Annotated in this window: 13 protein-coding genes; 9 read left to right on the top strand and 4 right to left on the bottom strand. The window is 63.7% G+C overall.

Going from position 1 to position 18,203, the window contains the following annotated elements; translation table 11 throughout:
* Positions 1-11 precede the first annotated feature (11 nt).
* Positions 12-626: a GDSL-type esterase/lipase family protein gene (locus tag AOP73_RS00840; RefSeq protein ID WP_061962766.1), complete on the bottom strand. Its 615-nt coding sequence runs from the start codon at positions 624-626 to the stop codon at positions 12-14.
* Positions 623-4,366 (bottom strand): multifunctional oxoglutarate decarboxylase/oxoglutarate dehydrogenase thiamine pyrophosphate-binding subunit/dihydrolipoyllysine-residue succinyltransferase subunit, encoded by a 3,744-nt coding sequence (locus tag AOP73_RS00835; protein WP_439645232.1) that lies wholly within the window; start codon positions 4,364-4,366, stop codon positions 623-625. Before AOP73_RS00835 ends, AOP73_RS00840 begins: the two co-directional genes overlap by 4 nt.
* Positions 4,367-4,783: 417 nt before the next feature.
* Between AOP73_RS00835 and AOP73_RS00830 the strand changes: the two genes are divergently transcribed.
* The 4 genes from AOP73_RS00830 to ald all read left to right on the top strand — a co-directional run bounded on the left by AOP73_RS00830 (position 4,784) and on the right by ald (position 9,339).
* Positions 4,784-6,097 carry a hemolysin family protein gene (locus AOP73_RS00830; RefSeq protein WP_061962765.1) on the top strand — a complete coding sequence of 438 codons (1,314 nt, stop codon included), beginning with the start codon at positions 4,784-4,786 and terminating at the stop codon, positions 6,095-6,097.
* Positions 6,094-7,125 carry a hemolysin family protein gene (locus AOP73_RS00825; protein WP_061962764.1) on the top strand — a complete coding sequence of 344 codons (1,032 nt, stop codon included), beginning with the start codon at positions 6,094-6,096 and terminating at the stop codon, positions 7,123-7,125. Before AOP73_RS00830 ends, AOP73_RS00825 begins: the two co-directional genes overlap by 4 nt.
* A gap of 165 nt (positions 7,126-7,290) precedes the next feature.
* Positions 7,291-8,103: a M15 family metallopeptidase gene (locus AOP73_RS00820; protein WP_236683472.1), complete on the top strand. Its 813-nt coding sequence runs from the start codon at positions 7,291-7,293 to the stop codon at positions 8,101-8,103.
* 156 nt (positions 8,104-8,259) lie between these two features.
* Positions 8,260-9,339, top strand: a complete 1,080-nt coding sequence (ald, locus tag AOP73_RS00815; protein ID WP_061962762.1) for an alanine dehydrogenase — start codon at positions 8,260-8,262, stop codon at positions 9,337-9,339.
* Positions 9,340-9,352: 13 nt separating this feature from the next.
* Here ald and AOP73_RS00810 read toward each other — a convergent pair whose 3' ends face one another.
* On the bottom strand, positions 9,353-10,405 hold the full coding sequence (locus AOP73_RS00810; protein WP_061962761.1) for a patatin-like phospholipase family protein: 1,053 nt from the start codon (positions 10,403-10,405) through the stop codon (positions 9,353-9,355).
* A gap of 157 nt (positions 10,406-10,562) precedes the next feature.
* Between AOP73_RS00810 and AOP73_RS00805 the strand changes: the two genes are divergently transcribed.
* The 5 genes from AOP73_RS00805 to AOP73_RS00785 all read left to right on the top strand — a co-directional run bounded on the left by AOP73_RS00805 (position 10,563) and on the right by AOP73_RS00785 (position 16,072).
* Positions 10,563-11,432, top strand: coding sequence for an aldo/keto reductase (locus AOP73_RS00805; RefSeq protein ID WP_061962760.1), 870 nt, complete (start codon positions 10,563-10,565; stop codon positions 11,430-11,432).
* Positions 11,433-11,593: 161 nt separating this feature from the next.
* Positions 11,594-12,661, top strand: a complete 1,068-nt coding sequence (locus AOP73_RS00800; RefSeq protein ID WP_152650490.1) for a LacI family DNA-binding transcriptional regulator — start codon at positions 11,594-11,596, stop codon at positions 12,659-12,661.
* 242 nt (positions 12,662-12,903) lie between these two features.
* Positions 12,904-13,878, top strand: coding sequence for a carbohydrate ABC transporter permease (locus AOP73_RS00795; protein ID WP_084626458.1), 975 nt, complete (start codon positions 12,904-12,906; stop codon positions 13,876-13,878).
* Positions 13,875-14,696 carry a carbohydrate ABC transporter permease gene (locus AOP73_RS00790; protein WP_061962758.1) on the top strand — a complete coding sequence of 274 codons (822 nt, stop codon included), beginning with the start codon at positions 13,875-13,877 and terminating at the stop codon, positions 14,694-14,696. Before AOP73_RS00795 ends, AOP73_RS00790 begins: the two co-directional genes overlap by 4 nt.
* Before the next feature lie 65 nt (positions 14,697-14,761).
* Positions 14,762-16,072, top strand: coding sequence for an ABC transporter substrate-binding protein (locus tag AOP73_RS00785; protein ID WP_061962757.1), 1,311 nt, complete (start codon positions 14,762-14,764; stop codon positions 16,070-16,072).
* 191 nt (positions 16,073-16,263) lie between these two features.
* Here the strand turns inward: AOP73_RS00785 and AOP73_RS00780 are convergent, their stop codons facing one another.
* Positions 16,264-17,847 (bottom strand): sulfatase family protein, encoded by a 1,584-nt coding sequence (locus AOP73_RS00780; RefSeq protein ID WP_061962756.1) that lies wholly within the window; start codon positions 17,845-17,847, stop codon positions 16,264-16,266.
* Positions 17,848-18,203 lie beyond the last annotated feature (356 nt).

The raw sequence follows: 18,203 nt of genomic DNA, 5'->3' as shown, positions 1-18,203 counted from the left end.
TCAGGGTGCTCCTACGAGTTGTTGAGCGCCTCGGCGTCATTGATCCCGAGCCACGCGTGCCAGCGGGAGTGCAGCACCAGCCAGGCCATCAGCCCGTAGCCAGCCTGCAGGGGCAAAGCATCGTGGCCGGTGTCCATGTCCGCGGCCCACTGTTCGTGTCGGGCCAGGGGGCCGTACATGTCCACGTATGGCACGCTTCGGCGCGCAGCCGACTCTTCGCACACAGCCGCGAGCTCCGCGATCTGCTGGTTCTCATCCTTGCGCCCGGGGGGCGGGCCCACCATCAGCGTCGAGAAACCCAGCGCCGATGCGCGGTCGAGGGCATTGGCGATGTTCAGCCTGGTCATCGTGGGGGAGACGGACCGCGTGACGTCGCCTCGCCCCACGGCGAACAGTGCGTAGCGGGGCTCGTCGGCGGCCTCGGGGCGGGCAATGCGTCGTAGCGCCTCCTCGTCCCAGCGGCTAGTCATCTCGCCCGTGGTCTCGCCGGGCACAGCGAGCGTGTGAAATGCCAGATCGGTGGCGTGAGGCAAGGTGCGCGCCGCCACGCGTCCGGTCCAGCCAAGTGCCTTCGGATCGCCGTGGCCCGCGACTAACTCGTCGCCCACGAAGAACACGTTTCTCATCGGCGGAAGGCCTTCTCGACCAACTCTGCCTGCTCGGCCGCGTGACGCGAGCTCATGCCCGATGCCGGCGAGGCGGAGGCCTTGCGTGAGGTCACCTTGAGTGGACGCTCGATGATCTGCGGCAGCGACATCGAGATGTGTGACCAGGCACCCTGGTTGCTCGGCTCCTCCTGGACCCACATCAATTCGGCGTCTCCGAACGGAGCGAGCGCCTCGGTGATTGCCTCAGGAACGAGTGGGTACAGCTGCTCGAATCGCACGATGGCGGTGGTGGTGTCGCCGGCCTTCTCGCGTGCCGCCAGCAGGTCGTAATAGACCTTGCCGGTGCACATCAGCACACGCGTGACGCCAGCCGGATCGATGGGGTCGGTGATGATCTCGCGGAAGGTGCCCTCGGTGAACTCGGCTACTCCGGACTGAGCCGCCTTGAGGCGAAGCATCGACTTGGGGGTGAACACGATCATCGGCTTGCGCGGGTGCGTGTACGCCTGGCGACGCAGCAGGTGGAAGTAGCTGGCGGGCGTCGACGGTGCCGCGACCACCATGTTGTCCTCGGCGCACATCTGCAGGAAGCGCTCGGGGCGTGCGGACGAGTGGTCCGGGCCCTGGCCCTCGTAGCCGTGGGGCAACAGCAGCACGACGGAGGACGACTGTCCCCACTTCTGCTCCGCGGAGGAGATGAACTCGTCGATGACCGTCTGCGCGCCGTTGACGAAGTCGCCGAACTGCGCCTCCCACAGCACCAGCGCATCGGGCCGCTCCACGGAGTAGCCGTATTCGAAACCGAGGCACGCGTACTCGCTCAGCGAGGAGTCGTAGATGTGCAGGCGGGCCTGGTCCGCGCTGAGGTACAGCAACGGGGTCCACTCGGAGCCGTTCTTGCGGTCGTGGTAGACGGCGTGACGCTGGACGAACGTGCCGCGACGGCTGTCCTGGCCGGCCATGCGCACTGGCACGCCCTCCTGGAGCAGGGTGCCGAACGCGAGGATCTCGCCGTAGCCCCAGTCGATGCCGCCCTCGCGACTCATCACCTCGCGGCGCTCCAGCAACTTCTCAAGCTTGGAGTGCACGGTGAAGCCCTCAGGGGGACGCACGTGGGCACGGCCGATGCGCTCAATCTGACCGGCGCTTACGGCGGTCTTCCAGCCGACCATCATGCCGGCATCGGACGACTGCGAGGTGGGGACCTCGAGGCCGGAGATGGACTCGGTGTCGGGTCCGGGCTTGAAGCCCTCGCGGGTCTCGAGAAACACACGCTCCAGCTGCGATAGGTAGTCCTTGGAGACCGACTCGGCTTCCTCGGTGGTGATGTCGCCGCGACGGATGAGCGCCTCGGTGTAGAGGTGACGCACGGAGCGCTTGGCCTCAATCAGGTCGTACATGCGCGGCTGGGTCATCGAGGGGTCGTCGCCCTCGTTGTGCCCGCGGCGGCGGTAGCAGACCATGTCAACGATCACGTCGCGGCCAAACTCTTCGCGGTATTCGAAGGCGAGCCGGGCGGCGCGCACGCAGGCCTCGGGGTCGTCGCCGTTCACGTGGAAGATGGGGATCTGGTAGCCCTTGGCGATGTCAGTCGAGTAGCGCGTCGAGCGCGAGTTCTCGGGGCCGGTCGTGAAGCCCACCTGGTTGTTGATGATGACGTGGACCGTGCCGCCGGTCTTGTAGCCCTTGAGTGCGGCGAGGTTCAGCGTCTCCATGACGACGCCCTGACCCGCGAAGGCCGCGTCGCCGTGAACAAGCACGGGGAGCACGGGGTAGCCGTCGGTCGTGGGGTCGGCGCCCAGCGCGTCGAGCTTCGCACGGACGATGCCCTCGAGGACCGGGTTGGCGGCCTCAAGGTGCGAGGGGTTGGCGGCGAGGTACACACGCGTGGTCTCGCCGGATTCGGCGGTGAAGGTGCCCTCGGTGCCGAGGTGGTACTTCACGTCGCCGGAGCCCTGGACAGACCCGGGAGCAGCGGTGCCGTCGAACTCGGAGAAGATCTGCCCGTACTTCTTGCCCGCGAGGTTCGCGAGGACGTTGAGGCGGCCACGGTGGGCCATCCCGATGCAGACTTCTTGGATGCCCGCGACTGCGGCGGAGGACATGACGGCGTCGAGCAGCGGGATCAGCGACTCTCCACCCTCGAGGGAGAAGCGCTTCTGACCCACATACTTGGTCTGCAGGAACGCCTCGAAGGCCTCGGCTGCGTTCAGGCGGTTCAGCACGCGCAGGTGCTCCTCGCGTGCGGGCTTGGTGTAGCCCTGCTCGAGGCGGGACTGGAACCAGGTGCGCTGCGCGCGGTCCGAGATGTGCATGTACTCGAGGCCGATGGTGCGGCAGTAGGCGTCGCGCAGGCGTCCAAGGACCTCGCGCATCTTCCAGCGCTCGCGGCCGCCAAAGCCACCGGTGGAGTAGACGCGGTCCAGGTCCCACAGCGTGAGGCCGTGGGTCTGAACGTCGAGGTCCGAGTGCTTGCGCGGACGCGAGCTCAGTGGGTCGACGTCCGCCATGAGGTGACCGCGCGAACGGTACGAGTGAATGAGTTCCGCGATGGATGCGGGCTTGGCGGCCTCGGCTTCCTCGGTGGTGGCGGCGTCCTGAACCCAGCGCACGGGCTCGTAGGGGATGCGTAGCGACACGAAGACGCGGTCGTAGAAGCCGTCGAGGCCGAGCAGTTTCTTGTGGACCAGGGCGAGGAACTCGCCGGACTGGGCACCCTGAATCACGCGGTGGTCATACGTCGACGTCAGGGTCATCACCTTGGAGATGCCCATGCGAGAGATGATCTCCTCGGAGGCGCCCTGGTACTCGGCAGGGTAGTCCATGGCTCCCACGCCGATGATCGTGCCCTGGCCGCCCATGAGGCGCGGCACGGAGTGGACGGTGCCGAGGGTGCCGGGGTTGGTCAGCGTGATGGTGGTGCCCTGGAAGTCGGACGCCTGCAACGTGTTGGTGCGCGCCTTCTTGACGATGTCGTCGTACGCGCTCCAGAACTGTACAAAGTCCATGTCGTTGGCGGACTTGATGCTGGGCACGAGCAGCTGACGGGTGCCGTCCGGCTTAGCCATGTCGATTGCCAGACCAAAGTTGACGTGAGCCGGCGTGATCATGGCTGGCTTGCCGTCTTCGAGTCCGTAAGCCACATTCATGGCGGGGAACTCAGCGAGCGCCTCCACGATCGCAAAGCCAATGAGGTGAGTGAAGCTCACCTTTCCGCCGCGGGTGCGCGCCATGTGGTTGTTGAGCACCACACGGTTGTCCATGAGGAGCTTGGCGGGGATGGTGCGAACCGAGGTCGCGGTGGGGACCTCGAGACTGGCTTCCATATTCGTCACGACGCGGGCGGCAGGGCCGCGCAGGCGAGTGACGCCCTGGTGGACGTCCTTGGTGGCACGCTCGGCGTGGTCGTGGCTCTGCAGGTAGGCCGCGGTTGGCGCCTGAGCAGTGGCAATCGGCTGCGTCACCGTCTGCTCATCGCCGTCGTGGCTGTCTCGGGCGTCGTCGTCCGAGTCGGACGCGACCACCGGGGTGGCCACTGTCTCGGGCTGTGAGATGTCGGGGCGAGCAGCCTTGGCATCGGCCGTCTCCTTGGGAGTGCTCGCCGGCGACTCGACGGACGCCTCGTTCTTGGGGCCCACGTCCTTGGGCTCGTTCGCCGCGGTCGCCACCGCGGCGGGTGCGGGCTCGGACATGTCCGCTGCCGCCGCCTGCTTGGGCGCGGCCTTTCCAGGGGTGGTGCCTGGCGCGGGCTTGATCACGAAGGCTGGCTTCGAAGGAGCCTGCTCCGCTTCCGGGGAGGGGTGGTCACCGTTCGAACCCAGGATGAGGGAGGCAACCGACGGTGCGCTCGCGGCGCGGGTGACGGTCGTTCGTTCGGTGTCTGGCGCGCTGGTGTCGGTGGACACGTGAGGCCGCTCACTTTCTTAGGCGTGTATGCGTCTACATTGCGGTGTTTGATTTATTCTCCAGCCTAAACGCTCTAGCAGGGCCTCATGTCACCCGTTTTGGAGAAATTGTTACGGAATATGGGGGACACAACGCCAAGGAGAGGACGTTGCTTGGTGCGCCCTTGGCACTATGACGAAGTCGCCACGGCGTCGGTATGCTTGCCCAATGAATGATGGGGACAGACGTAGGCCCAATCCCGGTTGCGAGTCGGAAGGCCACGAGCCTGTATGACCGCATGGATCTTGCTTGGACTCGGTGCGCTCCTCACACTAGGAACCGCCGTTTTTGTCGCCGCAGAGTTCTCGCTGGTAGCGCTCGACCCCGCCCACGTTGACGACGACGTCCGCGGCAACCGAGTGCGCCGCGCGCTCAAGCATCTGTCGACTCAACTGTCGGGCGCCCAAGTGGGAATCACGCTCACGACCATCCTGCTGGGCTACACGGCACAGCCGGCGTTGGTCGAGCTGCTCGGAATTCCCCTGTCCTCAACGCCATTGAGCAGGGCCGCGGTCGCGGGGCTCGCGGGCACGCTGTCCCTCATCCTCGTCAATGCGTTCTCCATGATCATTGGCGAGTTGGTGCCCAAGAATGCGGCATTGTCCGCGCCGATGCGCACCGCGAAAGTGGTGGCGCCCCTCAACATGGGCTTCACCGTCGCGCTGCGCCCGCTGATTGCCGTGCTCAATGGCCTGGCCAACGCCATCCTGCGGCTGCTCGGGATCGAGCCCAAGGAGGAGCTGTCCGGCGGTCGTTCACGCCAGGAGCTTGCGGCCCTGGTGCGGCGCTCCGCCGAGGCCGGCACTCTCGCCCCCTCGACCGCTTTGTTGCTGAAGAACACCATCGAACTCGACAACCTCACCGCGATTGATGTCATGACGGATCGCACCCGATTACAGACGCTCGGCGCCGATGCCGTGGCAGCGGACGTCTTGTCGCTCGCCCGTGCCACGGGACATTCGCGTTTTCCGGTCGTGGGCGACGGTCCCGACGACATCGTGGGTCTGGTCCACCTCCGCCAGGCGGTGGCCGTGCCATCGCACCAACGCGACGAGGTTCGCATCGGCACGTTGATGGTGAACGCGCCGCGCATTCCGGAAACCATGCGCATGCTTCCACTGCTAGTCGAACTGCGTGGACTGGGCCACCAGTGCGCGGTCGTCGTTGACGAATATGGTGGCACCGCCGGCTTGGTCACGCTCGAAGACGTCGTCGAGGAGCTCGTGGGCGAGGTAGCCGACGAGCACGATCGCCGGCGCGCCCCGATTCATCGGACGGCCGGCGGGGCGTGGATTGTCCCCGGCACCCTGCGCCCAGATGAGGTGCAGGAGCGCACCGAACTGGTGATCCCCGAGTCTCCCGCGTACGAGACCGTAGGCGGGTACGTGATGGCTCAGCTGGGGCGTGTCGCTGAGGTGGGGGATCAGGTCGCGGCGAGTGAGGTCCGCATCAAGGTAGAGCGGATGGACGGGCGCCGGATCGACCGGGTGCGCCTGGAAGCCATTTCTCCCGAGTTCGACGACCACGGGGGTGAGGGCGCATGAGTCTCGGAATGACGCTCCTGGTGATTGGCTTGCTCCTGGCGAACGCGTTCTTCGTGGGCGCGGAGTTCGCCGTCATCTCCGCGCGCCGCAGCTCGATTGAGCCGCGCGCCGAGGCCGGCTCCAAATCGGCAAAGACCGTGCTGTGGGCCATGGAGAACGTGTCGCTGATGCTCGCGTGCGCCCAGCTAGGGATCACGGTGTGTTCCGTGTCCCTCGGTGTCGTCGCGGAACCCGCGCTCGCCCACGCACTCGAGCCTGCCATGCACTCCCTGGGGCTATCCGACTCAGCGGCACATGTCGTCGCGGTCATCATTGCCCTGATGATCATCGTTGGCCTCCATGTCGTGATTGGCGAGATGGTGCCCAAGAACGCAGCGGTATCCAGCCCGGACCGTGCAGCGATGATCTTTGGCCCGCCGTTGGTGGCGATCGCCAGGTTCGTCCGCCCCGTCATCATCGCTTTGAACTGGGTTGCGAATCACCTGGTGAGGGCCATGGGATTTGAACCCCGGGACGAGGTGACGTCGGCGTTCACGGCCGATGAGGTGCAGTCGATTGTCGAGCGCTCCAGCGCGGAGGGCACGTTGTCGGACCCCGACGGACTCCTGACGGGCGCGATTGAATTCTCGGACTACAAGGCGGCCGATGTCATGGTTACGCTGCCGGATGTGCGTGGCGTGGAGATGGGGGTCACCGTCGACGAGCTCGAGCAGGCGGTCACCGACACCGGATTCTCGCGGTTCCCTGTGCGTGAAAACGACACCTTCGTGGGCTACCTGCACATCAAGGATGGGCTCTATGCGCGCCCAGGGGAACGCGAGGAGCCCATCCAGCGTTGGAGAGTGAGAGACCTGCCGGCAGTTGCTGACGACGACGAAATCGAAAGCGTCATGGCACTGATGCGCGGGTCTGGCGCCCACGTGGCGTCGGTCAATCGCGGTGACGTTGCCGTGGGCATCGTGTTCCTCGAAGACATCATCGAGGAACTCGTAGGCGAAGTACGAGATTCGATGGCCCGCGAGGATTAGTCCTCATAAAACGCGGTGTGACGGATCCGACATGGACCCGCCTAGCCATCACCGTTACCATTTGGTTACTATTGGACGTGCCCCCCGTTCTGGGGGCACTGAGGAGCACTGAGGATTTCCGGTATTAATCCGGCGCTGAGGGCAACGACAGTTAGGGAGGCGAATGTGAGTACACGTGTGCGTGCCGAGGACGCCTCCCCGGGACACCGCTCACGTAAGCACACTCGCATCGAACGAACCGCGGAGATCCAGGTCCGCACCACCCACCGCCGCCGCAAGGTGTTGACCCGGATGGGCGTGCTCGCAGGATTTGCGCTCGCGATGGTCGTCTACCCCGTGATGGGCACGATCACCCCGTACGGCAACGCTGCCGAGGCACTGCCCGATGTTCAGCAGGGTGCCGCAGCTCCCTCGACGGCACGCGCCATTCTTGGTGGCGGCCCACAACTACTGTCCTCCGACCTCCCGCTGCCCTCCATCGACCAGCAGGCGTCCGCAATTCTTACCTCCGCAGAAGTAGGCGCGATCGCCGACAGCGGGGAGTGCTCCGGCTCATCGACCGCCAACGGATCCAACGGTCGACTGGCGCAGTCGAGCCTGTGTGATCTGCCGTTCGCGCCCGGCCAGTCGTTGCGCGGTGATGCGGCGCTGTCGATGATCGCCCTCAATGAGCACTTCAAATCTTCCTTTGGCCGGGACCTGTGCCTGTCAGACTCGTACCGCTCATTGAGCCGCCAGTATTCACTTAAGGCGTCGCGTGGCTACTTTGCCGCACCTCCCGGCACGTCCATGCATGGGTGGGGTCTGGCGATTGACCTGTGCTCCTCGGATTCCCGTGGTGCCGCGCGCGCGTGGCTCGATGAGAATGCCGGAATCTACGGTTGGGCCAACCCCCTGTGGGCCAAGGGATCCAAGTACGAGCCCTGGCACTGGGAGTTCATTGCCGGCACCTCGGCGTACTACGACGTCCAGGAATAGTTGCTCCGCTGCGCAACACGCACTACGAGAGTTGTTGCATAAGTAGCGTCAGAGGGACACGCTGGTGTCAAGGGATACGCCTCACCGTGGCTGATCCTCAGTCGACGCCCGGCACATCCGCCGCCCGCGCGACGGTTAGCTGCTGAGGAGACATCCATGCTCGTAGGAATACCGGCCGAGGTGAAGAACCGCGAAACTCGCGTGGCTCTCACTCCCAGCGGTGCGAGTGAACTCGTTGCGCTAGGTCACGATGTCGTGGTCCAGGCAGGGGCCGGCGTGGGATCCATGATCCCCGATCAAGACTTCATTGACGCGGGAGCGCGCATCGGCACCGTCGACGATGCGTGGAACGCGGAACTCGTGCTCAAGGTCAAGGAGCCTGTGCCCGAGGAATTCGGACGATTGGGAAACCAAACGCTATTCACCTTCCTTCACCTGGCCGCCAACCGTGCGCTCGCTGATGCGCTCACAGGCGCCGGCACCACCGCGCTTTCCTTAGACACTGTCCAGCTCGCCGATGGGTCGCTGCCCCTGTTGGCACCCATGAGCGCCGTCGCCGGCCGGCTTGCGGCGCTGGCCGGCGGTTATCACTTGCTGAGCTCCGAGGGCGGCCCCGGCATCCTCATGGGTGGTATCCCCGGAGTGCCGCGCGCGGCGACAGTCGTGATTGGCGCAGGGGTAGCTGGCACCAACGCGGTGCAGTTGCTCTCCGCCATGGGTGCAGGTGTGACGGTGCTTGACCTATCCGAGGAGCGCTTGCGCAGCATCGACTCGGAAAATCTGCCGGGTGTCACGACGGTGGTGTCGACGCCAGAGGCGGTCGATGCCGCGGTGACCGAGGCCGACCTCGTCGTGGGTGCCGTGCTCGTTCCGGGACACACCGCACCCAAGTTGGTCAGTCACGAGCAGGTGTCGCGCATGCGACAGGGATCCGTCCTGGTGGACATCGCGATCGACCAGGGAGGCTGCTTCGAGGACTCGCGCCCCACCACCCACGACGACCCGGTGTACGTGGTCGAGCACTCCGTCTTTTACTGCGTCGCCAACATGCCGGGTGCCGTGGGCGCGACATCGACGGCGGCGCTGACGCACGTCACGCTGCCGTACATCAAGGCGCTCGCGGGCGGGGTGGAGGACGCAATTGCGGCCGATGCTGCACTCGCCGCCGGCGTCAACGTGGCAGGTGGGCGCGTGGTCCACCCGGTTGTCGCGAAGGCGTTTCCCGACTTGGCGTGACCCCGGGCGGGGCTTAGCGCCGACGGAAGAATGCGGCGAGTCCCCGGTGCTGAACTTGCTCGTCTTCTGTGTCGGCGGACTCGGCCTCGGGAGCCGCCGGCTCAGGTGTTTCCGGCGCTGCGGTGGCCTCTGCGGTAGTGACGTCGTCGTGCCCGCCCCCGTCGGCATCGGCCGGTGTACTCGGGTGGTACTCGGTGAAGTCGGAATCCGCGTCACCCTCTGGTGTCACTGGTGCCGTCGAATCGGCCTCGAGGCTGACCGCATCGCTTAGCGGCATGCCGTCCGGCACTGCCACCACCGCTGCTGGGCGCGGCGTCACGATGGCGTACTCCTCCAATGCGCGTTCCGCAGCCTGACGGCCGTCCAGGACGAGTCCCGGCAGATCCTTCTTGACCCACTGTGACCGGTGCTGAAGCTTGGGCGAGATAAGGGTGACATCCGAGCGAATCTCGAGTTCGTGGACCTTGACCGATGTGTACTGGCTGGGGATGGCATCCCATTCGGGAGCGAGTCGGACGCCAATGACGTGGTGTGCGCCCATCTCGAACGCGGCCTCGAGCGGCAAGTTTTCGTAGATTCCGCCATCGAGTAGCAGGTGGCCGTCCAGCTTGGTGGGGGCGAAGATTCCCGGAACGGCAATGGACGCGGCCACCGCGGGATAGAGCGGGCCGCGGTCCATGAGGACCGACTTTCCTGCTGCCAGGTCCGATGCGATGGCGCCATAGCGAATGGGCAGGTTTTCGATGAGTTCGGTGCCGACCACAGTCTCGATGCTCTTGCGGAGGCCCTCGGTGTTGAGCAACCCCAGGCTGGGTGCAATCGAGAAGGTGCCAAAGTCGCCCCAATCCGCGTTCAACACCAACTCTTCGAGCTCGTAGGGGTCGATCTCGGCGGCGTATGCAGCGCCCATGACGGATCCGATCGAGGTTCCCACCACGATGGACGGCGTGATTCCTCGCTCGCGGAGCACCTGCAACACACCGACGTGGGCGGCGCCCAGTGCTCCGCCGCCGCCGAGCGCGAGGGCGAGGTGCGGCTCGTAGCGGAGGTCGTCATGCCTGATCATGTCTCACATCGTAGAGTCCCAGCGAGGGAATTGCGAGGTATGGGCGGTATCTGGCGGCCCAGTCGCATCTGTCGGTGATGCGTCGTAGTCTTGCCGAGAGCCCGCGGGGCTGAGGAGATTCGCCCCCCGCACCACCTATTACTCATGGAGGCAATACATGGAGCAGCGGAACATTGGTGACGTGCACGTCAGCGCAGTTGGACTGGGCGGAATGCCCATGTCAATTGAGGGCCGTCCCGACGAGGATCAGGCGCTCGCGACCATTCACGCGGCGCTCGATGCGGGCGTGACGCTGATCGATACCGCGGATGCGTACCATCGCTATGCGCCCGAGGTGGGGCACAACGAGGCACTGATCGCCAAGGCACTGCGCCAGTACGACGGTGACACGGACGATGTCCTCGTCGCCACCAAGTCCGGGCACCTTCGTCCGGGAGACGGCTCCTGGACCGTGAACGGCCGGCCCGACTACCTCAAGCAGGCCGCCAAGGCCTCGGCGGCCCGACTGGGAGTCGAGGCCATTGGCCTACACCAGTTCCACCGGCCGGACCCCGCGGTGCCGTACGAGGAGTCCGTGGGGGCGTTTGCTGAGCTCCTCGATGAGGGCGTGATTCGCATGGCTGGCATTTCCAATGCCAACGTCGACCAGATCCGCATCGCGAACAAGGTACTGGGCGGGCGTCTAGTGTCGGTGCAGAATCAGTTCTCGCCGGCGTTCGTGTCAAGCTACCCGGAGCTCGAGCTCTGCGCGGACATGGGCATCGCGTTCCTGCCGTGGAGTCCCCTGGGGGGCATCCGCAACGCCGCGCAAGTCGGCCAGAAGCACGCCGAGTTCGCGCGCATCGGCAGGGCCCACGGCGTGAGCCCGCAGCAGGTCACCATTGCCTGGCACCTGGCGCTGTCGCCCGTGGTGATCCCGATTCCGGGAGCCTCGCGCCCGCAGTCCATCCAGGACTCGGCCAAAGCAGTGGATCTGGAACTGACCGCGGGCGAGGTGGACACGCTGAGTGGCGTCCTGACCGACTAATCGTTCGGGCGGTGCGCGGAGCATTCGGGGCCACTGCCGCGTGCCCGTTCCCTTGCGGAGCCTTGTTCTCATGCGCTCCGAGCGTCGTGACGTGTAATAGGATTTTGAACGTTCCACTCAAAGGTGCGCGTCGGAACGCCCGTAGACGAGGAGGTCTGGACGTGAATTCCCCCGCTGAGCGTGTTCAACAGACAACACCCAAGCAAGGTCGAAGCAACCGCAAGCGCACTAACATGGCGGCAGTTGCCGCGGCGGCTGGCGTGTCAACGGGAACAGTCTCCAACGTTCTCAATTACCCCGAACGCGTCTCGGAGCAGACGACCAAGTCGGTGCTCGAGGCGATGCAGCGAGTGGGTTTTGTGCGCAATTCTCAAGCAGCCTCGTTGGTGTCTGGCCGCTCGGAGCTCGTGGGATTTGTACTTGCCGACCTCAGGGATTCCCTCTATGGGGACATGGTCGAGGGGGCGCTCGGGGCATCGGCTGACACCAAAATCAAGTTGTTGCTCGCCAACGCGCTTGCGGACACTGAACGCCAGAACGACTTCATTCGGGTGTTTCAGGAGATGCACACTGCAGGTATCTTGCTGTCGCCAATGTCTGGAACGGCGGCCGACCTCGAGCGCGCACGTACAGTTGACAGCCCGATGGTGCTGTTGAACTACCGCGACGAATCGATCTCGTGTTGCACCGTCCTCACTCGAAACGAACAACACGGTGCACTCGCCGCAAGGCACCTCATTGAGCAAGGGTGTACCCGGATCGCGTATGTGGCCCACACCTATGATTTTCAACCGGTATCCGACCGGTGGCGAGGCGTCGAGCGGGCCGTCGCTGAGCACCCTGGAGTGACGTTGTCTCAGATCGACCCGGGCGGCCACTTGTTCGAGGATGGCTATGAGCTCGGTCGTCGCCTCTTGGCTGATCCTGGCGACCGTCCCGATGGAATCGTGGCCGTCACGGATGCCCTGGGGAACGGCATCTTGGAAGCGCTCTGTGACGATGGCTCAGTAGACGTACCAGGGGAGATGGCCGTTGTGGGGTGCGAGGGTGACCGCAACGTGGAACGCAGCAGGATTCCCTTGACGACGGCGAATCATCAGGGACTAGAGATGGGCCGCCAGGCGTGGTTGCGGCTGCAAGACGAGATCGCCAACCCAGACACCCACGTACACAGCACCTTGTACATCGAGCCGTCATTCAGCGCACGGAAATCCTCGCTACGGAGATGAACTGACTGACGCCGGGTTGATGCCGAGGCAAGCGCCCTGGCAGACGTGTCACTGCAGGGCCGATATCCAATTGTGATGTCTGCTGGCTGGCCAAGACGTCGACGATGTGTCACTATTTGAACGTATCAATTGGAACGTTTCAATTGACATGATGACAAGAGGCCGGGTCTTCCGGCTCCGAGAGCAGTGTCGCTCGCAATGCCGAGCGCTACTGCCGTAGAGAAAACGACAGGAGGAGACTCGTGCTTACCGAAACACCGCTCGAATCGCCCCAGGAAGCGCCAGCCCTTTCGCGGCGCGACCGGCGCAAGCGCGCCAGATTAGCTGGGAGTAGGGGATCGGCCCTGAGCCGCCGTCGCGGTAGCTGGATCTTCGTTCTTCCCGCGTTGGCCGTCTACCTGTTCGTGGTTGTATGGCCCAGCTTGCGAGGCGCGGCGCTTTCGTTCACCAACTGGAACGGCATCCAGCCCGTAGTGGAGTTTGTCGGACTCGACAACTTCTCGCGCGCCATGGACGACCCCCGCATGTGGCAGGCGCTCGGCAACACAATTCTCATCGCCGCAGTTGTGACCGTGGTGCAGACCACCTTGGGTTTGCTCTTCGCGCTGGGCGCGAACTCATTGATCAAGTCCCGGAACGTCATCCGCGTCATCATGTTCGCTCCCGTGGTGATCACCCCCGTGGCCACGGGATTCCTGTTTAAGAACATCCTTGGCTCGAACGGTGCGCTCAATAGCATTCTCGAAAACGTTGGTCTGGAGTCCTGGACTCAGGAGTGGTTAGGCGACTCGGATCTCGCGCTGTGGATGGTTTGTATGGTGATTGTCTGGCAGTACACGGGTATTGCGATGGTGATTTTCCTCGCGAACCTGCAAGGGGTGCCCACGGAACAACTCGAGGCGGCAGCCATGGACGGCGCGGGTCCGATTCGCCGGTTCTGGAGCATCACTCGTCCACACCTGGCCCCCGCCTTCGCCATCACCATCATGCTCGCCATCGTCGGCAGCTTGAAGCAGTTCGATCAGGTCTGGGTGATGACCGGTGGCGGCCCCAATGGGGCCACGGAAACGATGTCGACCCTGCTGTATCGGGTTGCCTTCCAGTACGGCCAGATGTCTTACGGCCTGGCGATCGCGGTCGTACTCACGCTAGTAGTCCTTGTCTTCGCGATTCTCCAGAACCGCGCAGTCTCATGGTCGACGAGGGAGTCACGATGACCAAGTACACCTGGCGCACTGCCATCCTGGAAAGCGGGATGATTCTCGGCACGCTCGTGTTCTGCATGCCGTTCTACATCTTGGTGACGACGGCACTCAAGAAGCCGAATGACCCGGGTGGCCCGCTAGCGCTGCCGAGCCCGCCTACGTTGGCCAACTTTCCAGACGCATGGGTGCGTGGCGAGTTGGGCTCGGCAATTCTCAACAGTGTGATTGTCACCGTCATCAGCGTGACGCTCATCGTCATCCTGTCCGCGCTGGCGTCCTATCCGCTGGCTCGCGTCACGCGAGCCTGGTCACGCCTGACGTACATCCTTATCGCGGGTGGTCTGATCCTGCCCTTCCAACTCGCGATGCTGCCCTTATACCAGACCATGCGTGACCTGTCTCTGCTCGGGACCCCTTGGTCTCTGGTGCTGTTCTATGTCGGAACGCAAATGCCATTCTCGGTAATCCTGTACACGGGCTTCCTACGAGAGATTCCGGTGGTGTACGAGGAAGCGGCATCTATCGACGGCGCAAATCAGCTCGGCACCTTCGTGCGCGTACTCTTCCCGATGCTGCGTCCGGTGACCGGCACCGTCATCATCCTGAATGTCGTCACGGTATGGAACGACTTCCTGACGCCGCTGCTCTACCTCTATGGGTCTAACCAGGAAACCATTCCAGTCGCGCTCTTCCAATTCGTCGGACAGTACGTCTCCGAATGGAACGTCGTCTTCGCTGGGCTGATCATCACCATCCTTCCCATCCTGATCCTCTACTTCCTCATGCAGAAGACCGTCATCAAGGGCTTCTCTGGAGGGCTCAAGGGGTAGTTCAACGCAATCCGCTTCTTATCCAACACACGTTTTACACACCAACACAGAATAGGAAAGAGACCATGAAAAACTCTCGACAGACTGGCGGCATCGTCGCCGCATCGGCCGTGATGATTCTTGCCCTCACCGCGTGCTCAAGCAGTGCTTCGGACGGCGACGCGGGCAACGACTCGGATGCCCCGGCCGAAGCCAATGTGGAGCTGCAGTTCTCGCATGTTGACGCCGATGATGCCGGCATCGCCGCCGTTGTTGCTGGCTTCGAGGCAGCGAACCCCGGCATCACCGTGACGCCTACCTCGCTGGGTGTCGACGCGTACAACACCACGCTCACGACGCAGTTGTCGAGCGGCACCGGCCCCGACTTGCTTGCTGTTTTCCCTGGTTCCGGAAGCGCTATGTCCGCGGGCAAGCTTGGTGGCGCGGGGTATCTCGTCGACCTCTCAGATCAGGACTTCGCGTCACAGATCCCCGAGGGCCTTCAGGCCGTGACGCAGGCCGACGGCAAGACTGTGGTCGCACCCGTCACATTGACGGCCATCGGCCCAATCTTCAACGAGAACGCACTTGGGGAAACCGGCCTCACCGCGCCCGACACGTGGAGCGGCGTCATCCAGTTGTGCAAGGACGCCAAGGCGGCGGGCAAGACGGCCTTCGCTATCGGCGCCGCTGACGCGTGGACCACGCAGCTAATTCCTCACACGCTCAACGCGACGTTGACCTACGGCCCCAACCCGGACTTCGCCGCACAGCAGGCGGCTGGTGAGGTGACATTCTCTGATTCTGGTTGGGTTGAAACCTTCACCGAATACCAGGAAATGGTCGACGAGGGGTGCTTCCAGGACAAGCCCGTCGGCACCACGTTTGACGAGGCGGCGAAGTTGGTTGCGAATGGCGACGCACTTGCCATTGTGTCCGTCAACGCTCACGTTGCCGCACTCGAGCAGATGGCACCGGAGGGCACCACCTTCAAGATGGAGGCGCTCCCCGCGACCGACGACCCGGCCGACACGTACATGCCCGGCGCATCGGGTAGCACCTACGCAGTCAATGCGAGCTCCGACCACACGGCGGAGGGCATCAAGTTCATCAATTACTTGGTGAGCCCTGAAGGCATTACCGCCTATGCCGATGCACTCAGTGCGCTTCCGGTGTTCCCGTCCAACTCGCCGACCCCGGCCGCACTCGCGACGTTCGATGGCTTCCTTGAGGCTGGCAAGGTGACGTCCTTCCCCGAGCAGCAGTGGCCGGACGCTTCCGTTCAGCAGGCACACTTCGACTCGGCGACCGGTCTTCTCAACGGATCGCTGACTCCTGAGGAAGCTACGGCTCAGATGGACTCGGCGTACGAGACTGCCCTCGCCGCCAACCAGTAACAGGGGTGAATGGCGTGGCGCAGCAGCCCTTTGATCCCCTGGGGTTGCTGCGCTAGGCCGCAGAGTGCAGGGCGGGACTTCCTTCTGAGGAGTCCCGCCCTTTTTGCGTGTTCTCAACGTAATGACGGCCCCTCATTTCGAAGGGCCGTCATTGGGCGGTGTGCTGGTCAGGCTCGCGATTGGGTCGGAGACTATGCCTCGTGATCGGCGTAAGGCGCGGGTTCAAAATGCACGTCGGCCGGTGCAGTCGGGAACCCCTCCACACCGCGTGCGCGATCGAACTGGGGAAAGCGCAGCAATTCGCGTTCCGTGTAGGGGAACGCCAGAAGGGCGTCGCCGCTGAAGGCTGCCGAGACCCCTTCGCGACGTAGTTCATCGGCAAGAATCTCGGTCAGATCAGCGACGATGTCCTCGCGATCTCGGATGGGCTGAAGTTCGTATGGGTCGCTCTCCACGTCGAAGAGGAGGGTCTTGCCGCCGTTGGCCATCCAGATGAGCTTCTTGGGGCCGCGCCTGACCATCGCCTTGAACCGCTCGGTGCCGGGCGTGCCATGGAAGCCGAGAAGTGCATCGCGAGGGGCGGCAGATCCGTCAACGATTCCCAGGACGTCGAAGCCTTGGCGAAAGTCGGGATCCCCGGCGGCGGACGTCGCAATGCCAAACAGATCGGTCAGGCACACGAGGGAGTGATTAGCCGAGGACGGGGCGATGCGTGCCGGCCAGCTGACCAGGAACGGTACCCGGGCCGATGCCTCGAAAAAGCTCTCCTTCTGCCAGCCGGAGTGGTCGCCCAGGAGGTCTCCGTGGTCAGCGTAGAAGCAGATGAGCGTGTTCTCTGCCTGGCCACTCGCTTCCAATCCATCGAGGATGCGCCCAATGCAGCTGTCGATGTATGTGATTTCCCCGTAGTAGCGGGCCTTCAGCGTACGGGCGCGATTGTCGTCCACACGCTCGGCATAGACAGCGTGATTCATCCACGGAATCTGCTGGTCGAGGTGATCCACCGCGAGATCCCCGCTGACCGGAGATGGCATCCGGTCGGGGTCGTACATGCGGTTGTACGGCAGCGGAGGGGCAAACGGCGGGTGGGGGCCGATATATGAGACAAAGCCAAACCAGGGTCGAGTGTCTTCCACCGCGAGTTGCTCGAGGGCTCTGTCGGTTGCCCACGACTCGACGGTTAGGGCCGCAGGCAACGCACTCATCTGTGGCATGTAGTACATGTCTGTGCGCTCACCCATGAGTGCTTCGATCCAGTTGAACGCAGGGTGTTCAGCCGCGATCCAGGCGGCGAAAGCGTCGCCCAGCCGCGCCTCGGGAGTCTCATAGAGCTCCTCGCTGCGTAGTTGCAACTCGAAGCCGAGTTCCGCGTTCCACGGGATGGTGTGAAACTTGCCCACGCCCCAGGTTCGGTAGCCTCGTCGACTCATCTCCGCAGGTAAGTAGCCGCCGCACTTCTCCACAATTGTCTCGTGCGAGCCCTCGGGTAGCTCGTTGTCGTAGATGTTGGTCCTCGTCGGCTCGGACCCGGACATGATGGTGTACCGGGAGGGCACGCACACGGGGCACGTGGCATACGCGTTGTCGAAGGCCACACCACGCTTGGCGAGGCGATCAAGGTTCGGCGTGTAGATATCGGAATTGCCGTGACTTGCAATGGTGTCGAAGCGTTGTTGATCCGTCATGACAAAGAGCACGTTTGGTCGCGAATCCTCGGCGGGCGTGATGCCACTCGTGGTGCTTCTGGTTGCTGTGGGCAGGTGATCTGCGGACATGTGTGGAGCCTCTCTTTTGCGACTATCAAACTGATTTCTACGTTTCAATATACGCGCATTCGTTCTCCGATGGGAGTTGCAGAAAACGAGCGTCGAGACACGTCGCAGATCTGGGTGCTGCTATCACGACCGAGGCCGATTTGTGCAGGAAAAACAGGGGGTGTGGCCTTTACTCGCCACGATTGAAGCGTTATAATTTTTGGAAGAGGCTTTCAATGCTTAGGTGGTGGCCTAGCTGATGTCGCATCCAGCGGCATTTTCCGTGCGATGGCTCAAGAGTGGTGACGATTGTCGCCGGGGAAGTGCAATCACACCGTTGTGGGATATTCGTCCACGCGTAACGGTGCAATCGACGA

This window comes from Demequina aurantiaca (assembly GCF_000975135.1).
Taxonomy (GTDB): Bacteria; Actinomycetota; Actinomycetes; order Actinomycetales; family Demequinaceae; genus Demequina; species Demequina aurantiaca.
This window is presented reverse-complemented; position numbering and strand designations above follow the sequence as displayed.